The 18,262-nt window shown below is 49.8% G+C and carries 10 protein-coding genes and 1 pseudogene; 7 read left to right on the forward strand and 4 right to left on the reverse strand.

Going from position 1 to position 18,262, the window contains the following annotated elements:
- The first annotated feature begins 231 nt into the window (after positions 1-231).
- From tig to J4864_RS00115, 5 genes are all read left to right on the forward strand, one after another.
- The gene (gene tig, locus J4864_RS00095; protein WP_211814151.1) at positions 232-1,599 is read left to right on the forward strand and encodes a trigger factor; all 1,368 of its coding nucleotides are present in this window, start codon (positions 232-234) and stop codon (positions 1,597-1,599) included.
- 177 nt (positions 1,600-1,776) lie between these two features.
- Positions 1,777-2,469: an ATP-dependent Clp endopeptidase proteolytic subunit ClpP gene (gene clpP, locus J4864_RS00100; protein ID WP_040554688.1), complete on the forward strand. Its 693-nt coding sequence runs from the start codon at positions 1,777-1,779 to the stop codon at positions 2,467-2,469.
- Between the two features lie 10 nt (positions 2,470-2,479).
- On the forward strand, positions 2,480-3,718 hold the full coding sequence (gene clpX, locus J4864_RS00105) for an ATP-dependent Clp protease ATP-binding subunit ClpX (RefSeq protein ID WP_211814152.1): 1,239 nt from the start codon (positions 2,480-2,482) through the stop codon (positions 3,716-3,718).
- Between the two features lie 103 nt (positions 3,719-3,821).
- On the forward strand, positions 3,822-6,005 hold the full coding sequence (gene recQ / locus J4864_RS00110; protein WP_211814153.1) for a DNA helicase RecQ: 2,184 nt from the start codon (positions 3,822-3,824) through the stop codon (positions 6,003-6,005).
- A gap of 255 nt (positions 6,006-6,260) precedes the next feature.
- A complete protein-coding gene (locus J4864_RS00115) occupies positions 6,261-6,917 on the forward strand; it encodes a YiiX/YebB-like N1pC/P60 family cysteine hydrolase (RefSeq protein WP_211814154.1) in 657 nt (218 codons plus the stop codon).
- A gap of 508 nt (positions 6,918-7,425) precedes the next feature.
- Here the strand turns inward: J4864_RS00115 and J4864_RS00120 are convergent.
- From J4864_RS00120 to J4864_RS00135, 4 genes are all read right to left on the reverse strand, one after another.
- Positions 7,426-8,301 (reverse strand): tRNA threonylcarbamoyladenosine dehydratase, encoded by an 876-nt coding sequence (locus tag J4864_RS00120; protein ID WP_211814155.1) that lies wholly within the window; start codon positions 8,299-8,301, stop codon positions 7,426-7,428.
- A gap of 102 nt (positions 8,302-8,403) precedes the next feature.
- On the reverse strand, positions 8,404-9,261 hold the full coding sequence (locus J4864_RS00125; protein ID WP_211814156.1) for a CvfB family protein: 858 nt from the start codon (positions 9,259-9,261) through the stop codon (positions 8,404-8,406).
- 125 nt (positions 9,262-9,386) lie between these two features.
- Positions 9,387-10,082, reverse strand: coding sequence for an ABC transporter ATP-binding protein (locus tag J4864_RS00130; RefSeq protein WP_211814157.1), 696 nt, complete (start codon positions 10,080-10,082; stop codon positions 9,387-9,389).
- Positions 10,083-10,193: 111 nt separating this feature from the next.
- On the reverse strand, positions 10,194-12,311 hold the full coding sequence (locus J4864_RS00135; RefSeq protein ID WP_211814158.1) for a cation:proton antiporter: 2,118 nt from the start codon (positions 12,309-12,311) through the stop codon (positions 10,194-10,196).
- A gap of 479 nt (positions 12,312-12,790) precedes the next feature.
- Here J4864_RS00135 and J4864_RS00140 point away from each other — a divergent pair, with 479 nt between their 5' ends.
- Positions 12,791-13,798 carry an aspartate-semialdehyde dehydrogenase gene (locus J4864_RS00140; RefSeq protein ID WP_211814159.1) on the forward strand — a complete coding sequence of 336 codons (1,008 nt, stop codon included), beginning with the start codon at positions 12,791-12,793 and terminating at the stop codon, positions 13,796-13,798.
- A gap of 1,053 nt (positions 13,799-14,851) precedes the next feature.
- Positions 14,852-18,261 (forward strand): annotated as a pseudogene (locus tag J4864_RS12000) (leucine-rich repeat protein).
- The last annotated feature ends 1 nt before the right edge of the window (position 18,262 follow it).

Here is an 18,262-nt window from a genome sequence, read left to right on the forward strand (position 1 = left end):
CGTGGACGTACTGTGGGGAAGCGGCAAGGTCATGGCTGGATCCGGAAGGGATATACCCGTCCTCCAGCCCCGTCCTCCTTGGTTAAAAAAACAAATTTCCACCTGTATATTATAAAGGTATGCGATTTTTTAAGTACCTTTGCACCTCAAAGACTGCGGGGAGGGAGTGTGTCTTCTCGCAGCTGTACGCTGTTGATAAATAACAATAAACAATAATATAGAACATCAAAGATGAAAATTTCATTTGAGAATCCCGACAAGGTGAACGGTCTGATGACGATTACCGTTGAGGAAGCTGATTACAAGGATGAGGTGGAGAAGACCCTCAAGGATTACCGCAAGCACGCCAATGTCCCCGGCTTCCGTCCGGGGCAGGTGCCGATGGGCTTGGTCAAGCGTCAGTACGGCATGCAGGTCAAGATGGATACCATCAACAAAATCCTGGGTGAGAACCTTCAGAAATACATTGCCGACAACAAAATCCAGATGCTGGGCCAGCCGCTGGCGCCGGAGGCCGGGGAGGCTGTCGATCTGGAAAAGGCTGCTCCTTATGAGTTCAAGTTCGATATTGCCGTTGCTCCTGAGTTCAATATTGAACTGAGCGGAAAGAACAAGGTTGATTACTATGAGATCGCCGTTGACGACAAGCTGATCGACCAGCAGGTAGAGATGTTCCGGAGCCGTGCAGGCCACTATGACAAGGCCGAGACCTTCGACCCGGAGCAGCGTGATATGCTGAAGGGGGATCTTCGCGAGCTGGACGAGAACGGCAATACGCTCGAGGGCGGCATCACTGTGGAGGGCGCTTCGATGATGCCGCAGTACATCAAGGTCGAGGATCAGAAGAAACTTTTTGACGGAGCCAAGCTGGGCGACATCATCACTTTCAACCCGACTGCCGCTTATCCCGACAACGATATAGAAGTCTCTTCTCTCTTGAAGATCAAGAAGGAGGAAGTGGGCGAGCATAAGGGCAACTTCTCTTACCAGATTACCGAGATTTCACGCTTTGTCAAGGCTGAGAACAATGCCGAACTCTGGAACGGTGTCTACGGCGAAGAGGCCGGCATCAAGGACGAGGCCGGTTTTCGCAAGGCGATTGCCGACGGCCTGAAGGAACAGCTGAAGGGTGATTCTGACTACAGGTTCATCCAGGATCTCCGTGCTTACTGCGAGAAGAAAGTGGGCAAGCTGACCTTCCCGGACGCGCTCCTGAAGCGCATCATGCTCGCCAACAACAAGGACAAGGGCGAGGAGTTCGTAGAGAAAAACTATGAGCAGAGCATCAGGGAACTGACATGGCACCTGATCAAGCAGCAGCTGGCAGCAGCCCACGGCATCAAGGTAGAAGACAATGATGTCCGTGAGAGTGCGCGTCAGATGGCCCGTGCGCAGTTCGCCCAGTATGGTATGACAAACGTTCCGGACGACTACCTGAACGGCTATGCGGACGATATGCTGAAGAAGCGTGAGAACATCGACTCGTTCGTCGAGGCTGCACTCGACCGCAAGCTCGCTGCCGCTGTCAAGGAAATTGTCAAGCTGAATGTCAAGAGCGTAAGTCTTGAAGAGTTCAACAAACTTGTAAGCGAACAATAATTTTAGGAAAAATCTTCCTTTAGATAGAGAGGTTATCGATTTTTTTGCTTATCTTTGCTTAAGATATGCAGCCGGATGTCGCCCCCGGGTGGCACGGTGTTTGTATAGATGGCAATGATAAGAGAGGTCGATAACCTCTGTTTTTTTGTCACATTTTATATTATAGAAAGGAAAACAATGAACGACTTTAGAAAGTATGCTACCAGGCATCTCGGGATCGACGGTATGGTGCTGGACGACGTGGTGAAGGCACAGGCACAGTATCTGAACCCGTACATTCTTGAGGAACGGCAGCTGAACGTGACCCAGATGGATGTGTTCTCCCGGCTGATGATGGACCGCATTATCTTCCTCGGCACGCAGATAGATGATTACACCGCCAATACGCTGCAGGCGCAGCTGCTTTATCTGGACTCCGTCGACCCCGGAAAGGACATCTCCATCTACATCAATTCCCCCGGTGGAAGCGTGACGGCCGGACTGGGCATCTATGATACCATGCAGTTCATCTCGAGCGATGTGGCGACCATCTGCACAGGCATGGCCGCCTCGATGGCTGCCGTGCTGCTCGTGGCCGGTCAGGAAGGCAAGCGTTCGGCTCTGACCCACAGCCGTGTGATGATCCATCAGCCGCTCGGCGGTGTACAGGGTCAGGCTTCCGATATTGAGATTGAAGCACGCGAGATACAGAAGTTCAAGAAAGAACTCTATACCATCATCAGCAACCACTCGCACCAGCCGTTTGACAAGGTTTGGAACGACAGTGACCGCAACTACTGGATGACGGCGGAAGAAGCCCGGGAGTACGGCATGATCGACGAGGTGCTGACGAGGAAACCAGTTAGTAACGCTCCAGAAGCAGTAAAGTAAAGGAGAGACGATGCCCCAGAAGAAATGCAGTTTTTGCGGCCGGAGTGAGAAGGACGTGAAGCTCCTGATCACAGGCCTGAACGGTTATATCTGTGAGGACTGTGCGCAGCAGGCTTATAACATCGTCATGCAGACGGGTGCTCTGGCACAGGAACAGAACGGTGACGGCGGATCTTTCAAGATAAAGAAGGTGCCGAAGCCGAAAGAGATAAAGAAGTATCTTGACGAGTATATCATCGGGCAGGATGAGGCGAAACGCTATCTTTCGGTAGCGGTCTACAACCATTACAAACGGCTGCAGCAGCCCAAGGACGATGACGGTGTCGAGATAGAGAAGAGCAATATCATCATGGTCGGCTCTACAGGTACGGGCAAGACTCTGCTTGCCCGCACGATCGCCAAGCTGCTGGAGGTGCCTTTCACGATTGTGGATGCGACTGTCTTCACTGAAGCCGGCTATGTAGGGGAGGATGTTGAGAGCATTCTGTCGCGTCTCTTGCAGGTTGCCAACTACGACGTGGAGGCGGCAGAGCGCGGCATCGTCTTCATCGATGAGATCGACAAGATCGCCCGTAAGAGCGATAACCCCAGCATTACCCGTGACGTAAGCGGCGAGGGGGTGCAGCAGGGTCTGTTGAAGCTTCTGGAAGGAACGATGGTGAACGTGCCGCCCAAGGGCGGACGCAAGCATCCGGACCAGGACTACATACATGTTGACACGCGCAACATCCTCTTCATCTGCGGAGGTGCCTTCGACGGCATCGAGCGCAAGATAGCGCAGCGGCTCAATACGCATACGGTTGGTTACAACTCGGTGCAGAATGTCGCACGGATCGACAAGGCTGACCTGATGAAGTATGTCTTGCCGCAGGATCTGAAGTCGTTCGGCCTCATTCCGGAGATCATCGGGCGTCTTCCGGTGCTGACCTATCTCAATCCGCTCGACCGGGAAGCGTTGCGAAAGATACTCGTCGAGCCGAAGAACTCCATCGTGAAGCAGTATGTCAAGCTGTTCGGCATGGACGGCATCACGCTCAGCTTTACGGATCCGGCACTCGATTACATCGTGGACAAGGCTGTCGAGTACAAGCTCGGTGCGCGCGGTCTGCGTTCTATCGTCGAGGCGGTGATGATGGATGCGATGTTCGATGTGCCGTCCCGGCGTATCAAGTCGTTTGAAGTGACGGAGGAATACGTCCGTCAGCAATTGGATAAGGCGCACATTCAGAAAGCGAATGCTGCCTCGTAACCTTATACACATACAGCCTGCGGATGTGAAGACGGATTCATGTCGGCAGGCTGTGTCGTTTTTCTACCGAACCTAAAAGGATAAGGAACAACCAGCTATTAACATGACACAGGAAGTCAATCTTACCGGAAAACTTAAACATTACTTTGGCTTTGACAAGTTCAAAGGCGATCAGGAGGCCATCATCCGCAATCTTCTTTCCGGACACGACACGTTCGTGCTGATGCCGACAGGCGGCGGAAAGAGCCTGTGCTATCAGCTTCCTTCATTGATCATGGAGGGGACGGCGATTGTCGTCTCTCCGCTCATCGCCCTGATGAAGAACCAGGTGGATGTCATCAACGGCATCAGCGAGGAGGACGGGGTGGCGCATTACCTCAATTCTTCCTTGAAGAAAGCCGAAATCGACCAGGTGCGTGCGGACATTGTCTCGGGACATACGAAACTGCTCTATGTCGCGCCGGAGTCGCTGAACAAAGAGGAGAACATAGCTTTCCTGAAATCAGTAAAGATCAGCTTCTATGCCATTGACGAGGCACACTGTATCTCGGAATGGGGACATGACTTCCGTCCGGAGTATCGGAAGATCCGTCATGCGATTGAAGCGATCGGCGTGGCTCCGGTCATTGCGCTTACGGCGACGGCTACCGACAAGGTGCGTACGGACATCGTGCGCAGTCTGGGCATCGAGGATTGCGTGGAGTTCAAGAGCTCCTTCAACCGTCCGAACCTGTATTACGAGGTACGGGCGAAGAAGAGCGACGACGATACAGACAGGCAGATCATCAAGTTCATCAAGCAGCACGCCGGCAAGAGCGGCATCATCTACTGCCTGTCGCGCAAGAAGGTGGAAGAACTGGCCGCCGTCCTGCAGGCCAATGACATCAAGGCCGCACCTTATCATGCAGGTCTCGACTCGGAGACGCGGTCGAAGACGCAGGACGACTTCCTGATGGAGGATCTGGACGTGATCGTGGCGACGATCGCCTTCGGAATGGGAATCGACAAACCCGACGTGCGCTTTGTGATCCATTATGATATCCCGAAGAGCCTTGAAGGTTATTACCAGGAGACGGGACGTGCCGGACGCGACGGTGAGGAAGGTATCTGTATCGTGTTCTATTCCAAGAAAGACCTGAACAAGCTGGAGAAGTTCATGGAGGGGAAACCGGTCGCCGAGCAGGACATCGGACGGCAGCTGCTGCAGGAGACGGAAGCCTATGCCGAGTCGTCTGTCTGCCGGAGGAAGATGCTGCTGCATTATTTCGGTGAGGAATACCCGAAGGACAACTGCGAAATGTGTGACAACTGCCTGCATCCCAAGAAGAAGATCGAGGGGAAGAAGCAGCTTCTGATAGCCCTTCAGGCGGTGAAGGTGCTGAAGGAGAACTTCCGGCAGGAGTATGTCATCGACTTTATAAGGGGCAGGGCTACTGACGACCAGAAAGACCATAAGCATGACGAACTGGAGGAGTTCGGAGCCGGAGAAGACGAAGATCCGAAGATATGGAATCCTGTCATCCGTCAGGCGCTGCTGGCCGGCTATCTGGAGAAAGACGTCGAGAATTACGGACTTCTCAGACTGACTGCCGCCGGCAGGCGTTTCATGAAGTCGCCGGAGTCGTTCATGATCGTGATGGATGCCGAGTTTAAAGATGATGGCGATGATGAAGAGCCGGTGGCAGGTACGGCTGTTCTCGACCCGGAACTCTTCTCCATGCTGAAGAATCTCCGCCGCAAGATCGCCCGTAAACTGGAGATTCCGCCATACGTGATTTTCCAGGACGTATCGCTGGAACAGATGGCGATGATGTATCCTGTCAACGAACAGGAACTGCAGAATATACAGGGAGTGGGAGCCGGCAAGGCGAAACGCTACGGAAAGGAGTTCTGTGAACTGATAAAACAGCATTGCGAAGAAAACCATATCGAACGGCCGGAGGAACTGCGTGTCAGGACGGTGGCGAAAAAATCGATGCAGAAGGTCAAGATCATCCAGAGCATCGACCGCCAGCTGCCGCTCGACGACATTGCTTCGGCGGAGGGACTCGACTTCGACGATCTGCTGACGAAAATCGAGGAAATCGTTTATAGCGGGACGAAACTCAATATTGACTACTTCCTTGAGGAAATGTATGACGAGGAGCAGATAGACGACATCTACGACTACTTCATGGACAGTGAGACCGACAGCATTGAGACGGCAATGGAAGAACTGGACGGAGACTACAGTGAAGTTGAAATCCGTCTTGTCCGTATCAAGTTCCTTTCCGAAATGGCCAACTGATGCTGTTGCAGTTCAGACAGTAGGCAGAGGAAAGTGTGCCCCTACAGTTTAGCTGCCGTATGATCTTTTGGTGCAGCCTCCTCCGCCAGGGAATATCCGCTGCCGGGACGGCCGTACGCTCAATCCTGTTCCGTTTCCATGCCTTGATGCCGTTGTGCGGATCTTGTTTTCAGCATTGAGCATTTTGCCGGTATGCTATCTGCACAGATCAAGAAACCCGTAGACATATATTATTAACATCAGACTTTATACTCCATGAGAAGATTCCCGGAAAACCTGAAGCCCCTGCTTTTAGTCTTGTTCATTCTGTTCTGTGGCTGTTCGTCAGCGTTTGAGCAGGATGAAGACATCTCCCTCCGCAACCTGCGTGAGGGAGACCTGATGTTTGTTGTGAAGGAACAAAGCAATGCCATTACAGATGCAACGCAGGGCATTGACGGACTGAAGATTGACCATGTGGCGATTTTCCATCATACGGACAGCCTTGATTATGCACTGGAAGCAATCGGGAAAGGGGTTGTGCTTACCGCCCTGACCGACTTCCTCAACCGTGCGAAGGGGAAAGAAGGCAGGCCGCTTATTGCTGTAGGAAGGGTAATTGCCGACTGTGATATAGCTGCTTCTATGAAACGGGCATTGTGCTATCTCGGCAGGCCTTACGACCACTTCTATATGCCCGATGACAAGGAAATCTATTGCAGTGAACTGGTCCAGAAGTCGTTCGTCGACCATCATGGACTCCCGGTATTCCACACTATCCCTATGTCCTTTCATGGTAAAGACGGTAGGATTTTAGACTCCTGGATCCGCTTCTATGCCTTCTACCATCGTGAAGTGCCCGAAGGAGAACCCGGTACTAATCCCGGACAGCTGTCACGTGACAAGGCCGTAAAAGTTGCTTACGCATTCTGAACTCTGACTTTCGAATAACCTGATCATTGTGAATGGCCTTTGTCATACCACAACTCCTTTCAGAGATAATCACAATATAATTTTAAATTCATTTGCTGTCATTCTAACATTTCGAGATAATATCCTGTAAGCTAATCACTTTTACACCTGCTTGGGATGACGGGAATGACAGCAAATAGAATTTAGTGCTGTTCGGTGAGCATTTTCAATATAAGTTGTTCATTGGTGCTTTACTGTATATAAAAGCGGCCGGAATGCAGGTCTTCCCGTTCCCTGCAGATGTGTTGATGGCCGTCACTTATGGAGTTGTCGGTAAACACCAGTCATGTTGTTGGCCCGCTCCCTGCCGTATATTGCCGGAATGGGAGCAACTTATAGTCGGTGAAGCATTGTGTCGGAAAGACTTATTTAATAAGGGACTTACTTATTCTGCACTTATAATTGTACCGGCACCCGTAAAGGGTTCTGACTTGTTATCATCTTTCATCTTCGCTTTTTAAATTTCTTGTCAAAAGCACTGCTTGTCCGCCGCCTCCTGCTCCGCTTTGATCCGTTTATGCTCTTCCAGCATCATTGCAGCCCGCTCACGTGCGATGCGGGCCGGTTCGCTTGCTGCCTCTTCTTCGGGTCGGATGCGCATGGTGTGGGCTGAAAGGATAAGGTCCTTCACCGCCTCTCCTCCTGCGATTAGTCCTGCTGCGGCCGGTACCCATGCGTTTGAGGCGGGCACGGAATGCCGGATGGTGTCGGAGCAGTCTTCATCGGACGGGCCGGAACCGTCGAGTGGCAGGATGCTTTCGAGCGGTTCTTCGGGGCTGTAGACTACTTTGAGATGTTTGATATTCGTCTTGCGGAGTTTCTTGCGGATGACTTTTGCCAGCGGGTCGTTGATGGTCTTGAAGATGTCGGTCACACGGAACAGGGTGGCATCCAGCTTGTAGGCGGCACCCATGCAGGCAAGCAGAGGGGTATTCTGCTTGTGGCAACGGAAGATGAGGTCGAGTTTTGCCTTGACCGTATCAATACAGTCAATCACGTAGTCATAAAGAGTGAAATCGAACTGGTCGGCATTGTCCGGCAGGTAGAATGTCCGGTGCTTGCGTACAATACAGTCGGGATTGATGGCATGGATGCGTTCTTCAGCCACATCGACCTTATATTGTCCTACCGTCTTGGTGGTGGCAAGGAGCTGCCGGTTGATATTGGACGGACACACACGGTCGTTGTCGATGATGTCAATGGCCCCCACACCGCTGCGTGCGAGCACTTCGACGGCATAGCCTCCTACGCCCCCGACTCCGAAGACCGCCACGCGGCTGCCGTTGAGGGTGTCGGTAGCGGGTCTGCCAAGGAGGAGTTGGGTTCTTGAGAATTGGTTGTGCATAGGCGGTGATGGGCGGTGATAGGCGATGATGAGATTTATCCTGATGGCCTCCTCTGTCGAGATGGTTCTTGATAGAGGAAACGGGGCAGGGGAGCGGGACTCTCAGACTAATTTTATCATCAGTGGTTCGACGGTGATGAGATGGCGCTTGTAGAGGTCGCCGACGGCTCGTTTGTACACTTTCTTCGATACCTGGAAGCGGCGTTTGATGTCTTCTGCCTCGCTCTTGTCACCGAGGTCGCATACACCGCTGTTGTCCTTCAGATACTGGAGCAGGACTTCTGCAAAGTCTTCAGCATGCCGGTGTCCGGCCGGCTGTAGCGTACAGTCTATCTTTCCGTCACGGCGGACAGTGGAGATGTAACCTTTGAGCCGGTCGCCGGTATGAATGTACTGGAAAATCTGGTCTTCATAGACAAGTCCTGCATACCGGTTGTCAACGATGACCTTGAAGCCGAGGTCGGTCTTCTGCCATACCAGCAGGTCAACTTCCTGTCCGTGCTTGTAACCTTCCGGACATTCGTCGAGATAATGTTCCACCTTTGCCGAGGCTACAAGCCGGTAGGTCTCTTCGTCGAGATGGATGTAGACGATATAGCTGCTGCCTTTCTCCATTCGTTTCTTCTGTTCACGGAACGGACTGAAGAGATCTTTCGTGACACCCCATGACAGGAATGCCCCATACTCATTGACCCACGAACATTCCAGATAAGCGAAGTCGCCTACCTGTGCCAGTGGTTTCTCGGTCGTGGCGATGGGGCGTTCGTCCTGGTCGAGATAGACGAAGACTTCTATCTCGTCGCCGATCTGCGTGCCCTCCGGGACGTATTTCTGCGGCATGAGGATTTCACCTGCCGGTCCGCCGTCGAGATAGAGACCGAACGGATCGCCGTTGCCTTCACGCAGGGCGACTTTCTGTACTGTGAGCGTATTGTATGCTCCGAGTTTTATTTTAGACATTTTTGAAGATGATTATTGGGTGATGATAAGCGATGATAAGCGATGATAAGCGATGATAAGCGATGATAAGTGGGGATAAGCGATGATAACGGTGATAGGTGATATAGAAAGAAGGATGGTAGACCTTATTCTGATGTTTTTGTTTCAGGAGTATTCTCTCTTTCCGGGGAGGCTTCTATCAGACCGTCCTTCAGGTGGATGGTCCTGTCTGTTATCTTGGCAAGTCCCTCGTCATGCGTCACGATCACGAATGTCTGTCCGAATCTGTCGCGGAGATCGAAGAAAAGCTGATGCAGTTCCTGCTTGTTTTTTGTGTCCAGACTGCCCGAGGGCTCATCGGCAAGGATGACGGCAGGATTGTTTACCAATGCTCGGGCAACGGCTACACGCTGCTTCTCACCGCCGGAGAGCTCGTTGGGCTTGTGTCCGGCACGGTCGGCCAGTCCCATGAACTCAAGCAGTTCACCGGCACGTTTCCGTGCATCCTTCGTCTTCCTGCCTGCGATATAGGCAGGAATCATGATGTTCTCCAGTGCGGTAAACTCCGGGAGGAGCTGATGGAACTGGAAGACGAAGCCCAAGTGCTGGTTGCGGAAGTCGCTCAGCCTGCCGGCCGACAGGCTGCCGACATCCACACCGTCCACGATGACGGACCCGCTGTCGGGTCTGTCCAGTGTGCCGAGTATCTGCAGCAGGGTGGTCTTTCCGGCTCCGGACGGCCCGACAATGCTGACGACTTCGCCTTTGTCAATGTGCAGGTCGATGCCTTTCAGCACCTGAAGTGACCCGAAACTCTTTGTTATGTTCTTAATGTCAATCATATTTTTTTCTTTTCTCTGTCCGATCGAATCTGTTGGGAAGGCAGGCCGGTAAGGTCTGCCGGGACGGGTAGACCCGTCTGTTTTGTGAAACGGATCAGGCAGAGGCAATGCCTATACCTTATTCTGAATCCACTCCCTTACAGCCTCGTAGGCACTGCGCTCCTCTGTGTGCTGCGGCTGGGCGAAGGTCATGTCGTCCATCCGGTTGCCGTACTGGTCAGGGAAGATAATCATCAGTGTCTTGCCCTTGAAGTACTTGTTCACCTCTTCGGGTAGCCGTTCCATCGCACTCTTGTAGGAAATGGTTCCCTTGCGGGCCGTCACGATGACGAAGAGGTGGTCTTCCCGTATTCTCGTCGCCAGTCCTGGCAGTTCGTTCCAGTGTTCCAGTTCCTCATACTCGGCCCTGACGCTCGGGAAACGGTTGTGGATGAATTCCTTGACAAGCTGCAGCGTATCCTGCCGGCCGTGGAAAACGATACGGCACTCCAGGTTGCCGGCCATTCTCGCCATCCGCTCCACCCAGCGGTAGAAGCCCGGCTCGAACTCCGCACGTGAGGGGACAGCCACCTGTATGCGGCGGATGGTATTCAGCGGCTGCATGATGCGGGTGATGATGATCTGTCGGCTCAGTCCGTTGTACAGGCTCCGTGTAAACTCCCCCCAGAAGCCCCGGCTGACTTCCTTGTGGAAGTGCAGACCCATCAATATCTCTGATGCCTGAAACTCCTTGAAAGCGTGTTTGATGCCATTGGCGATGTTTGCCGCAATACGCACCTGTGTGGTCATGGGTACGTCCGATGCGCTGGCCAGATGCTGAAGATGGTCCAGCAGTCGCTGTCCTTCGGCCTGGTTGTGCCGCATGTTCACATCATCATACACCACATTCAATGCCACCAGCTCCCGTCTGGAGCGGGGATTGCGCATCATCGTCGCCATCGTGACGAGGTTGTCGGCATACTCCCGGTATTTCACCGGGATGAGTATCTTCTCGTCGTCAACGTCCTTCTTCAGTTGCGGTTCCTCCTTCTCCTGCAGGCGGAGACGCTGCGCCGCGCGCTCGGTGATGACGGTCGAGATGACGCAGGTGAAGAGAATCATGATGACGATGCCATTCAATACTTCATCGCCGAACAGATAACTTCCCGGTGCCGTCTCCAGCTGCCGGCCTACCATTACCATGGCGATGGCGCCGGCGGCATGGGCACTGGTCAGTCCGAACATCATGTGCCCCGACAGCCACGGCATACGGAAGAGCCGTGCTGCCAGGTAAGCCGCCACGGCTTTCCCCAGTGTGCCGAAGAAGACCAGACAGAATACCACCCAGAGGATTCTGCTCCCGGCAAAGAGCAGCCGTACATTGATCAGCATACCCACACCGATCAGGAAGTAAGGAATGAACAGTGCGTTGCCCGTGAACTCGATGCGGTTCATCAGCGGTGATACCTTGGGTACAAACCGGTTCAGTATCAGTCCGGACATGAACGCACCGAAGATGCCTTCCAGTCCGACGGCATCCGACAGTGCTGCCGAAAGGAAGACGACGGCAAGGACAAAGATGAACTGCATCACCGAGTCTGAATAGCGACGGAGAGACCAGCGTGTCAGTCGGGGGATGATGAGAATGAGTCCGGCACAGTAGACAGCGAACTTCACGACGAACAGCAGCCAGAAGCCGATACCGCTGCCGCCATGGAACGAATTGACGATGGAGGCCATGACGATCAGTGCCAGGAAGAGCGCCGTCATGGAGGAGCCGACACTCAGCGTCGAACTTGTGTGGCGTGTCAGTCCGTACCGTCCTACGATGGGGTAGGCGATCAGCGTGTTCGAGGCCATGATGGCTGCAAGCAGGAGGGATGCCAGAGGCGTGTAGTGCAGCAACCCGGTCGCCATGGCGTAGGTTATCGCAAAGGGAGCAAGGAAAGTAAGCATGCCGAAAACAGCCACGCGGCTGCGGTTCCTCTTCAGTCCCTCCATGTCCATCTCCAGTCCGGCAAGGAACATGATGTAATAGAGGCCGACACGTCCGAAAAGCTCAAACGAGGCATCGCGCTCCAGTATGTCCAGTCCGTATTGCCCCACGACGACACCCGCCAGCACCATGCCGATGATATGCGGAATGCGCAGTCGTCCCATGATGATGGGCGAAAGCAGTATCATCAGCAGGACGACGAAGAAAATCAGCGTCGGGTCGGTGATAGGAAAATATTGGGATAAATTCAGCATGAAAGTCTATACGCTTGTTGTCTGCAAATTTACACAAAAACTGCGATTTATAAGCCAGCGGGAGAAAGAAAATGTTTTTTTCTTCAGAGGGGGATAGCGGAAAAGTCTGATATGTCTCTACATGATGAATAGGCTTTGATGGCGTATTTATGAGCAGAGAGAAAGTGTTGAAAGTGGAATGACCGGTTTTTGACGAGTTCGTTCTTAGGTGGAAGCAACAGAATCGCATAGGGATGACAGCCGTTTAAAATCACTGTCAGACGTGGGATTCTTTCTTCTGCTTTGAAGACTTTAATCTTCTGTCGTACGAAAGATAATTGCGTAATCGTACGGTGCATATTGTCTTGCAAAAGGTTATAATCAAATTGAAAGTGCTGCAAAAATCGAAAAAAGAAAGGCTGACAGTAGCCGGCATTGCGGGAAAAATAGTACTTTTGCAATGACAAAGGATTCGTAAAACCAATAAAGACATAAAAGAGATGAAAGTAGCAATTGTTGGTGCCAGCGGTGCCGTAGGACAGGAACTCCTGCGCCTTCTGGACGAGAGAAACTTTCCGCTGGACAGCCTGGTGCTGTTTGGTTCGACACGTTCAGCCGGACGTAAGTACACCTTCAAGGGGAAGGATTACGAAGTGAAGCTGCTCCAGCACAATGATGACTTCAAGGGTGTTGACATTGCTTTCACCAGTGCCGGTGCGGGTACATCTGCCGAGTTTGCGGAGACCATCACCCGGTACGGTGCCGTGATGATCGACAACTCCAGCCAGTTCCGTCAGGATGCCGATGTACCGCTGGTCGTTCCGGAAATCAATGCCGAGGATGCGCTCGTTCGCCCGCGTGGCATCATTGCCAATCCCAACTGCACCACCATCATGATGGTCGTCGTGCTGAATCCGATCGACAGGCTCAGCCCTATCAGGAAAGTACACGTCAGCAGTTACCAGAGTGCATCCGGTGCCGGTGCAGCGGCCATGCAGGAACTGCAGCAGCAGTATAAGGAACTGGTGGAGACGGGCGAGGTGAGGACCATCGAGAAGTTTCCGCACCAGCTCGCTTACAATGTCATCCCGCAGATTGACAAGATGACCGGGAACGACTACACGAAGGAAGAGATGAAGATGTTCAACGAAACACGGAAAATCATGCACTCCGACATCCGTACCTCTGCCACCTGCGTCCGTGTGTCGTCGCTCCGCAGCCACTCCGAGGCGGTCTGGCTCGAGACCGAGCGTCCGCTCTCCGTCGGGGAAGTCCGTGAGGCTTTGAAGACGGCTCCGGGCGTGACGCTTGTCGACGATCCGCAGCACTATATCTATCCGATGCCTCTGGAGAGTGCCGGCAAGGATGATGTCTTTGTCGGGCGCATCCGCAAGGACCTTGCTGACGAAAACGGCATCACCCTCTGGCTCACCGGCGACCAGATCCGCAAGGGTGCTGCACTGAATGCCGTGCAGATTGCAGAGTATCTGGTCAAGTCGGGGCTTTAACGGTCTGTATTGATTTCTCTTTTCAGGCAGCTGGAACTTGCCTTTCCTTGAAAGCGTAGCACGATGCTCTTTCAAGAAGAGGCAAGTTCTATTTGTTTAAAACGGTGGAGATTTCCTCTAAATGGTCATTCCCCGACGTCATTCCTGTTCTAAACGTACTTCACGTTTGTTCCGTCCGGCAAACCTTTTCTGTATAAGTCGGTCATTCCGAATGCAAGTGATTTCATGAATAGGGTATAACCATATCAATAGGAAAAACTTCTGGTTCTTCCGTTAAATGGATAGGATAGAATAAAGGGCTTGTGTACTTGCATAGTATGACTCTCCCAAAACGGATGGTCTTGCAAAGGAGTGTAAACTACAGGATAAAATGCAGAAAAGACAAATTGATACGATGCCTGTCCGTCAGCATTTCTTTCCGTCTTTTACAAACAACTTATTCTCAGATTATCTGTGTTTGTAAAGATTTTTATGCAGTTCAAAGCTGACACATGCTCTTCTGGCTTCTAAAAGATGCCTGATTGACCTGCAACAGGTGCTCTCTTAGCGTGTTACCAACGCCCTTTTGAAGTCCAATCAGGCACCTTTCACAAACGACTTGACAACCGATTGATTGACTGCTGGTTACAAACTCGATTTTTGCACGTGTTCTTTACATTTACAGGTGAACTGTTTGAAATTATGTAATGGTTTTTCAAAATCTTATCTGTCTTTTCAACGTATTAAAATGAAAAGGTCTTTGACTCGGAGGCTGATGACAGGATCGGCAGTTGACGGTCTTGGCCATGTTTTTGTTTCATCAATCACTTCGGTTCTTCCGTTAAAGCTATATGAAAAGCATCTACGCATTTAACGGAAGAACCAGACTTCTGTTACCCATTCAAATCAACTTTGATCCATAAATACTTGTGTTTTCAATATAAAATGTTTACCTTTGCGGACGAGAGTTGTTATATAAGAAAGAGGCTAAACATAATTTAAAGTGCTGTGGGTTTTAAACGAATGGCAGGCACTCACAAAAATCAGCTGGAATTATTAAAATAATTGATAAATATGGTAAAAACTAAACTTTTTTTATTGGCATTGCTGTTTGTGGTAATACCGAAAGGGCTCTATGCCTATACCAATGGCCAGATTGTTAAGATCAATCACATGAACTATAAAGTGACTTCGGTTGATTTACACTATCTTGCTTTTTTGAATGCTGACAATGTTGTTGGCGAGTTGGTGATTCCTGAAACAGTTCCAGATGGTCATGGTACAACTTTCACTGTTACAGGCGTAACTTATATGGGGGGGTATGATTGTAAGATGATTACTTCGGTTAAGTTACCTGAAAGTATTACTTACTTGGATGCAGGTGTCTTTTCAGGCGCTAGTTTGGAATCTATCAATATTCCAAAGAAAGTAGAAAGAATCGAAGAAAATGCAAATACACAGTTGAAAAAGGTGCCTAAGTACACCGTGTCTTCCGATAATCCCCATTTCAGTTCAGATAGTGATGGCGCCCTTTATTCAAGGGATGGGAAGACGCTGCGTTTTGTACCTTCATCTGTTCCTCTTACCGGTGGTACCTATACTGTTAAGCCCAATGTGGAAATTATTAAAAATTCGTGTTTCAGTCTGATTGATGGTTTAAAAAAAATAGTTCTTCCCCCCAACCTGAAAGAAATATCTGTTGGCTATCCTTCTATCGCCCCACTCAACTCGCTTGAGGAGTTTGCCATAGCTGGTGGAGGAACTACTCCTTTTAGAACAGAAGCTGGGGTACTCTGTAAAGGTGAAGAGCTTATGCTCTATCCTCGTGCTAAGAACACAGAGGATTACACAGTACCTAGCAGTATAACCACTCTTGCAGGTTTCGCTATTGCTTATCCTGAGAAGATGAAAACAATCGACCTGAATCGGGTTACCAGTTTGGCAAAATCTTCTCTTTTTTCAGCCTATAAGCTTACCACGATTACCCTTCCTAAGGAGCTAAAGAAATATGATTCCACTACAAAGAAGGGTATGGAACCTGGTTGTTTTGGTGCTTGTACAAAAGTTGATAAGTATATAGTTCCTGAGGAGAACACAGACTTTGTTGCTGTGAACGGCGTGATTTATTCTAAGCCTGAAAAGGATATCCTCTATTTCTATCCGGCTGGTAAACCTGGTGATACCTACGACATCCTTCCAACAACAAAGATGATTGAGGCTCTGGCTTTCTGGTCTGTACAGAGTCTTACGGCAATGACCTTTCCTGTAGGGTTGGAATCAATCAATGATGAGGCTTTTCGTCAGCTGCCAAAACTTGAAAATGTGACATTCACGGAACCTTCAGATGTTAAGCATCTTGGTACAGCTGTTTTTAGAGCGTGTCCGAAATTGAAAGAGGCGACATTGCCTTCAAAGGTGACATCGCTTGATAAGCCTTTTGACGGTTGTGCCAATTTAGAGACGATTAATGTTCCGAATGGCTCCCAACTAAAAACGCTCCGTTCCAATTCTTTTTCTACTAACAAAAATTTGAAGCATTTTAACTTCAAAGGAAATTGTCAGCTTGAAAAAATTGAATCGAATGCTTTTGCCTACTTGCCAAAACTCGAGTCTTTCAAATTCCCCAAGACAGTAAAGACTATTGAAATCAATGCTTTCAGAGGCTGTTCGGGTATGAAAACAGCAGAATTCCCTTCTGATGCCGAGATTGAAGTTATTGGTCAGGGGGCTTTCGCAGACTGTGGTTTGACGCAGTTTACCGTTCCTAATAGGGTGCAGAAGATTGAACGCGAAGCATTTAACAAATGTGCAGCATTAGATGTCGTGAATATTTCAGCAGCTACGACGGATATTAGCCCGAGGCTTTCAAGTCCTGCTTTAAACTCACAGATATTAATGTAAGTAGAGACAACACTGTTTACTCCAGTATTGATGGTTACCTCTTGTCTAAGGATAAGAAGACATTGAAGATATTCCCTGCAGGTAAGGCCAATGACCATTTCACATTACTGCCTCCTTCACTCACAACCATAGGTGAATACGCATTCTATGATTGTACGGTCTTGAAGAATGTGGTGATTCCCAACTTGGTTACTAAGATAGAAAAACGTGCGTTCGGTGGTTGCTCTAACCTGAATACTATCACGTTCCTCTGTGATAATAAAATCGATCCAGTTAATATCAACCAAAAAACGAATGAAAGATCTTTCGATGATGGTGTACAGGCTCCTAATTTGATGAAAAATATTGATATCCATGTACGTAAGGAGAAACTTGGCGATTACACTGGTGATGCTTTCTACAAAAAGTTCAAGACCATCAGCCCTTCTTTTATGGATGGTACAGAAGAGTATATAGCTGTGTCTGATATGTCTGTGGATATGCTCAAAACAACGAGCACAGATGAGACTTTCGTTTTCCCGGCAAAAGTAACCCACAACAGCAAGAACTATGTTGTGAGCTTGGTTGGCGACTATTCCTTCGATGGCGTTAGCAGCAGGATGAAGGAGGTTGTTGTAACGAAAGATGTTAAGTATGTTGGAGCTAAGGCCTTCATGACCGATAAGGATCACGATAAGAGTACTATTCAAAGTGTTTTCTTTATTGAAAGCAATCCCACGAAGCGGATGTTGAGCACTACTCGTTTTGAACTCGATGATACACGTAAGAGCTACAACGAGTTTGCAGAGACAACTACCATCTACGTGAAGAAAACGGCTCTCACGAAATACAAGAAAGTCTGGACTAAGACAATCTATAATACAGCTACCAAGACTGAAGAACCAAGTCCTTTTAATTTCACGTCACATCTTAAATATCAGATTCCCGGTGTAACAATAAAAAACAAATATGGGACATTTGCACGTGAGTTTGATGTGGACTTCAGTGTTTATAACGCAGAAAAAGGAAATAGCAATGTAGCAGCTTTTGTTGCCAAGATAGGCGATGTGAAATCGGGAAATGGAGACTATGGGAATTCTGACTATTTTGTAAGAATGTCCAGTGTAGACGTAAATGGTGGTTCCAATAACAGCTATGGTTATGTGCCGGCTAACACCGGCGTGTTATTGAAAGTGCTGGACAAAGAAGCTACATCAAATGATTTCTACTATGCCATTGGTGAAAAGGATGATCAAGTCTATAACATTAGCAATAATATCATGACAGGTGTTGTAGTAAATTCAAAGAGTGTGTCGGCATCGGTTACAGATCCGGTCTATCTGATTCAAGGCGGTATCTTTAGAAAGGCTGTGAGCACCATTAATCCCTTCCCCATCCATAAGGCGTATGCCAAGATTCAGGGCATACCTGCAGGTGCCAAGTTGACACTTGTATTTGCAGACGACGATGAAACAACCGGAATAACGACGGTAGACGCTGCCAAGACCGATGATGATAGCTATTACAACCTCAACGGTCAGCGTGTGATAAAGCCGCAGCATGGTATCTTTATCCATCGCGGAAATAAAGTAATTATTAAATAAT

Source organism: Prevotella multiformis, assembly GCF_018127985.1.
Lineage (GTDB): Bacteria > Bacteroidota > Bacteroidia > Bacteroidales > Bacteroidaceae > Prevotella > Prevotella multiformis.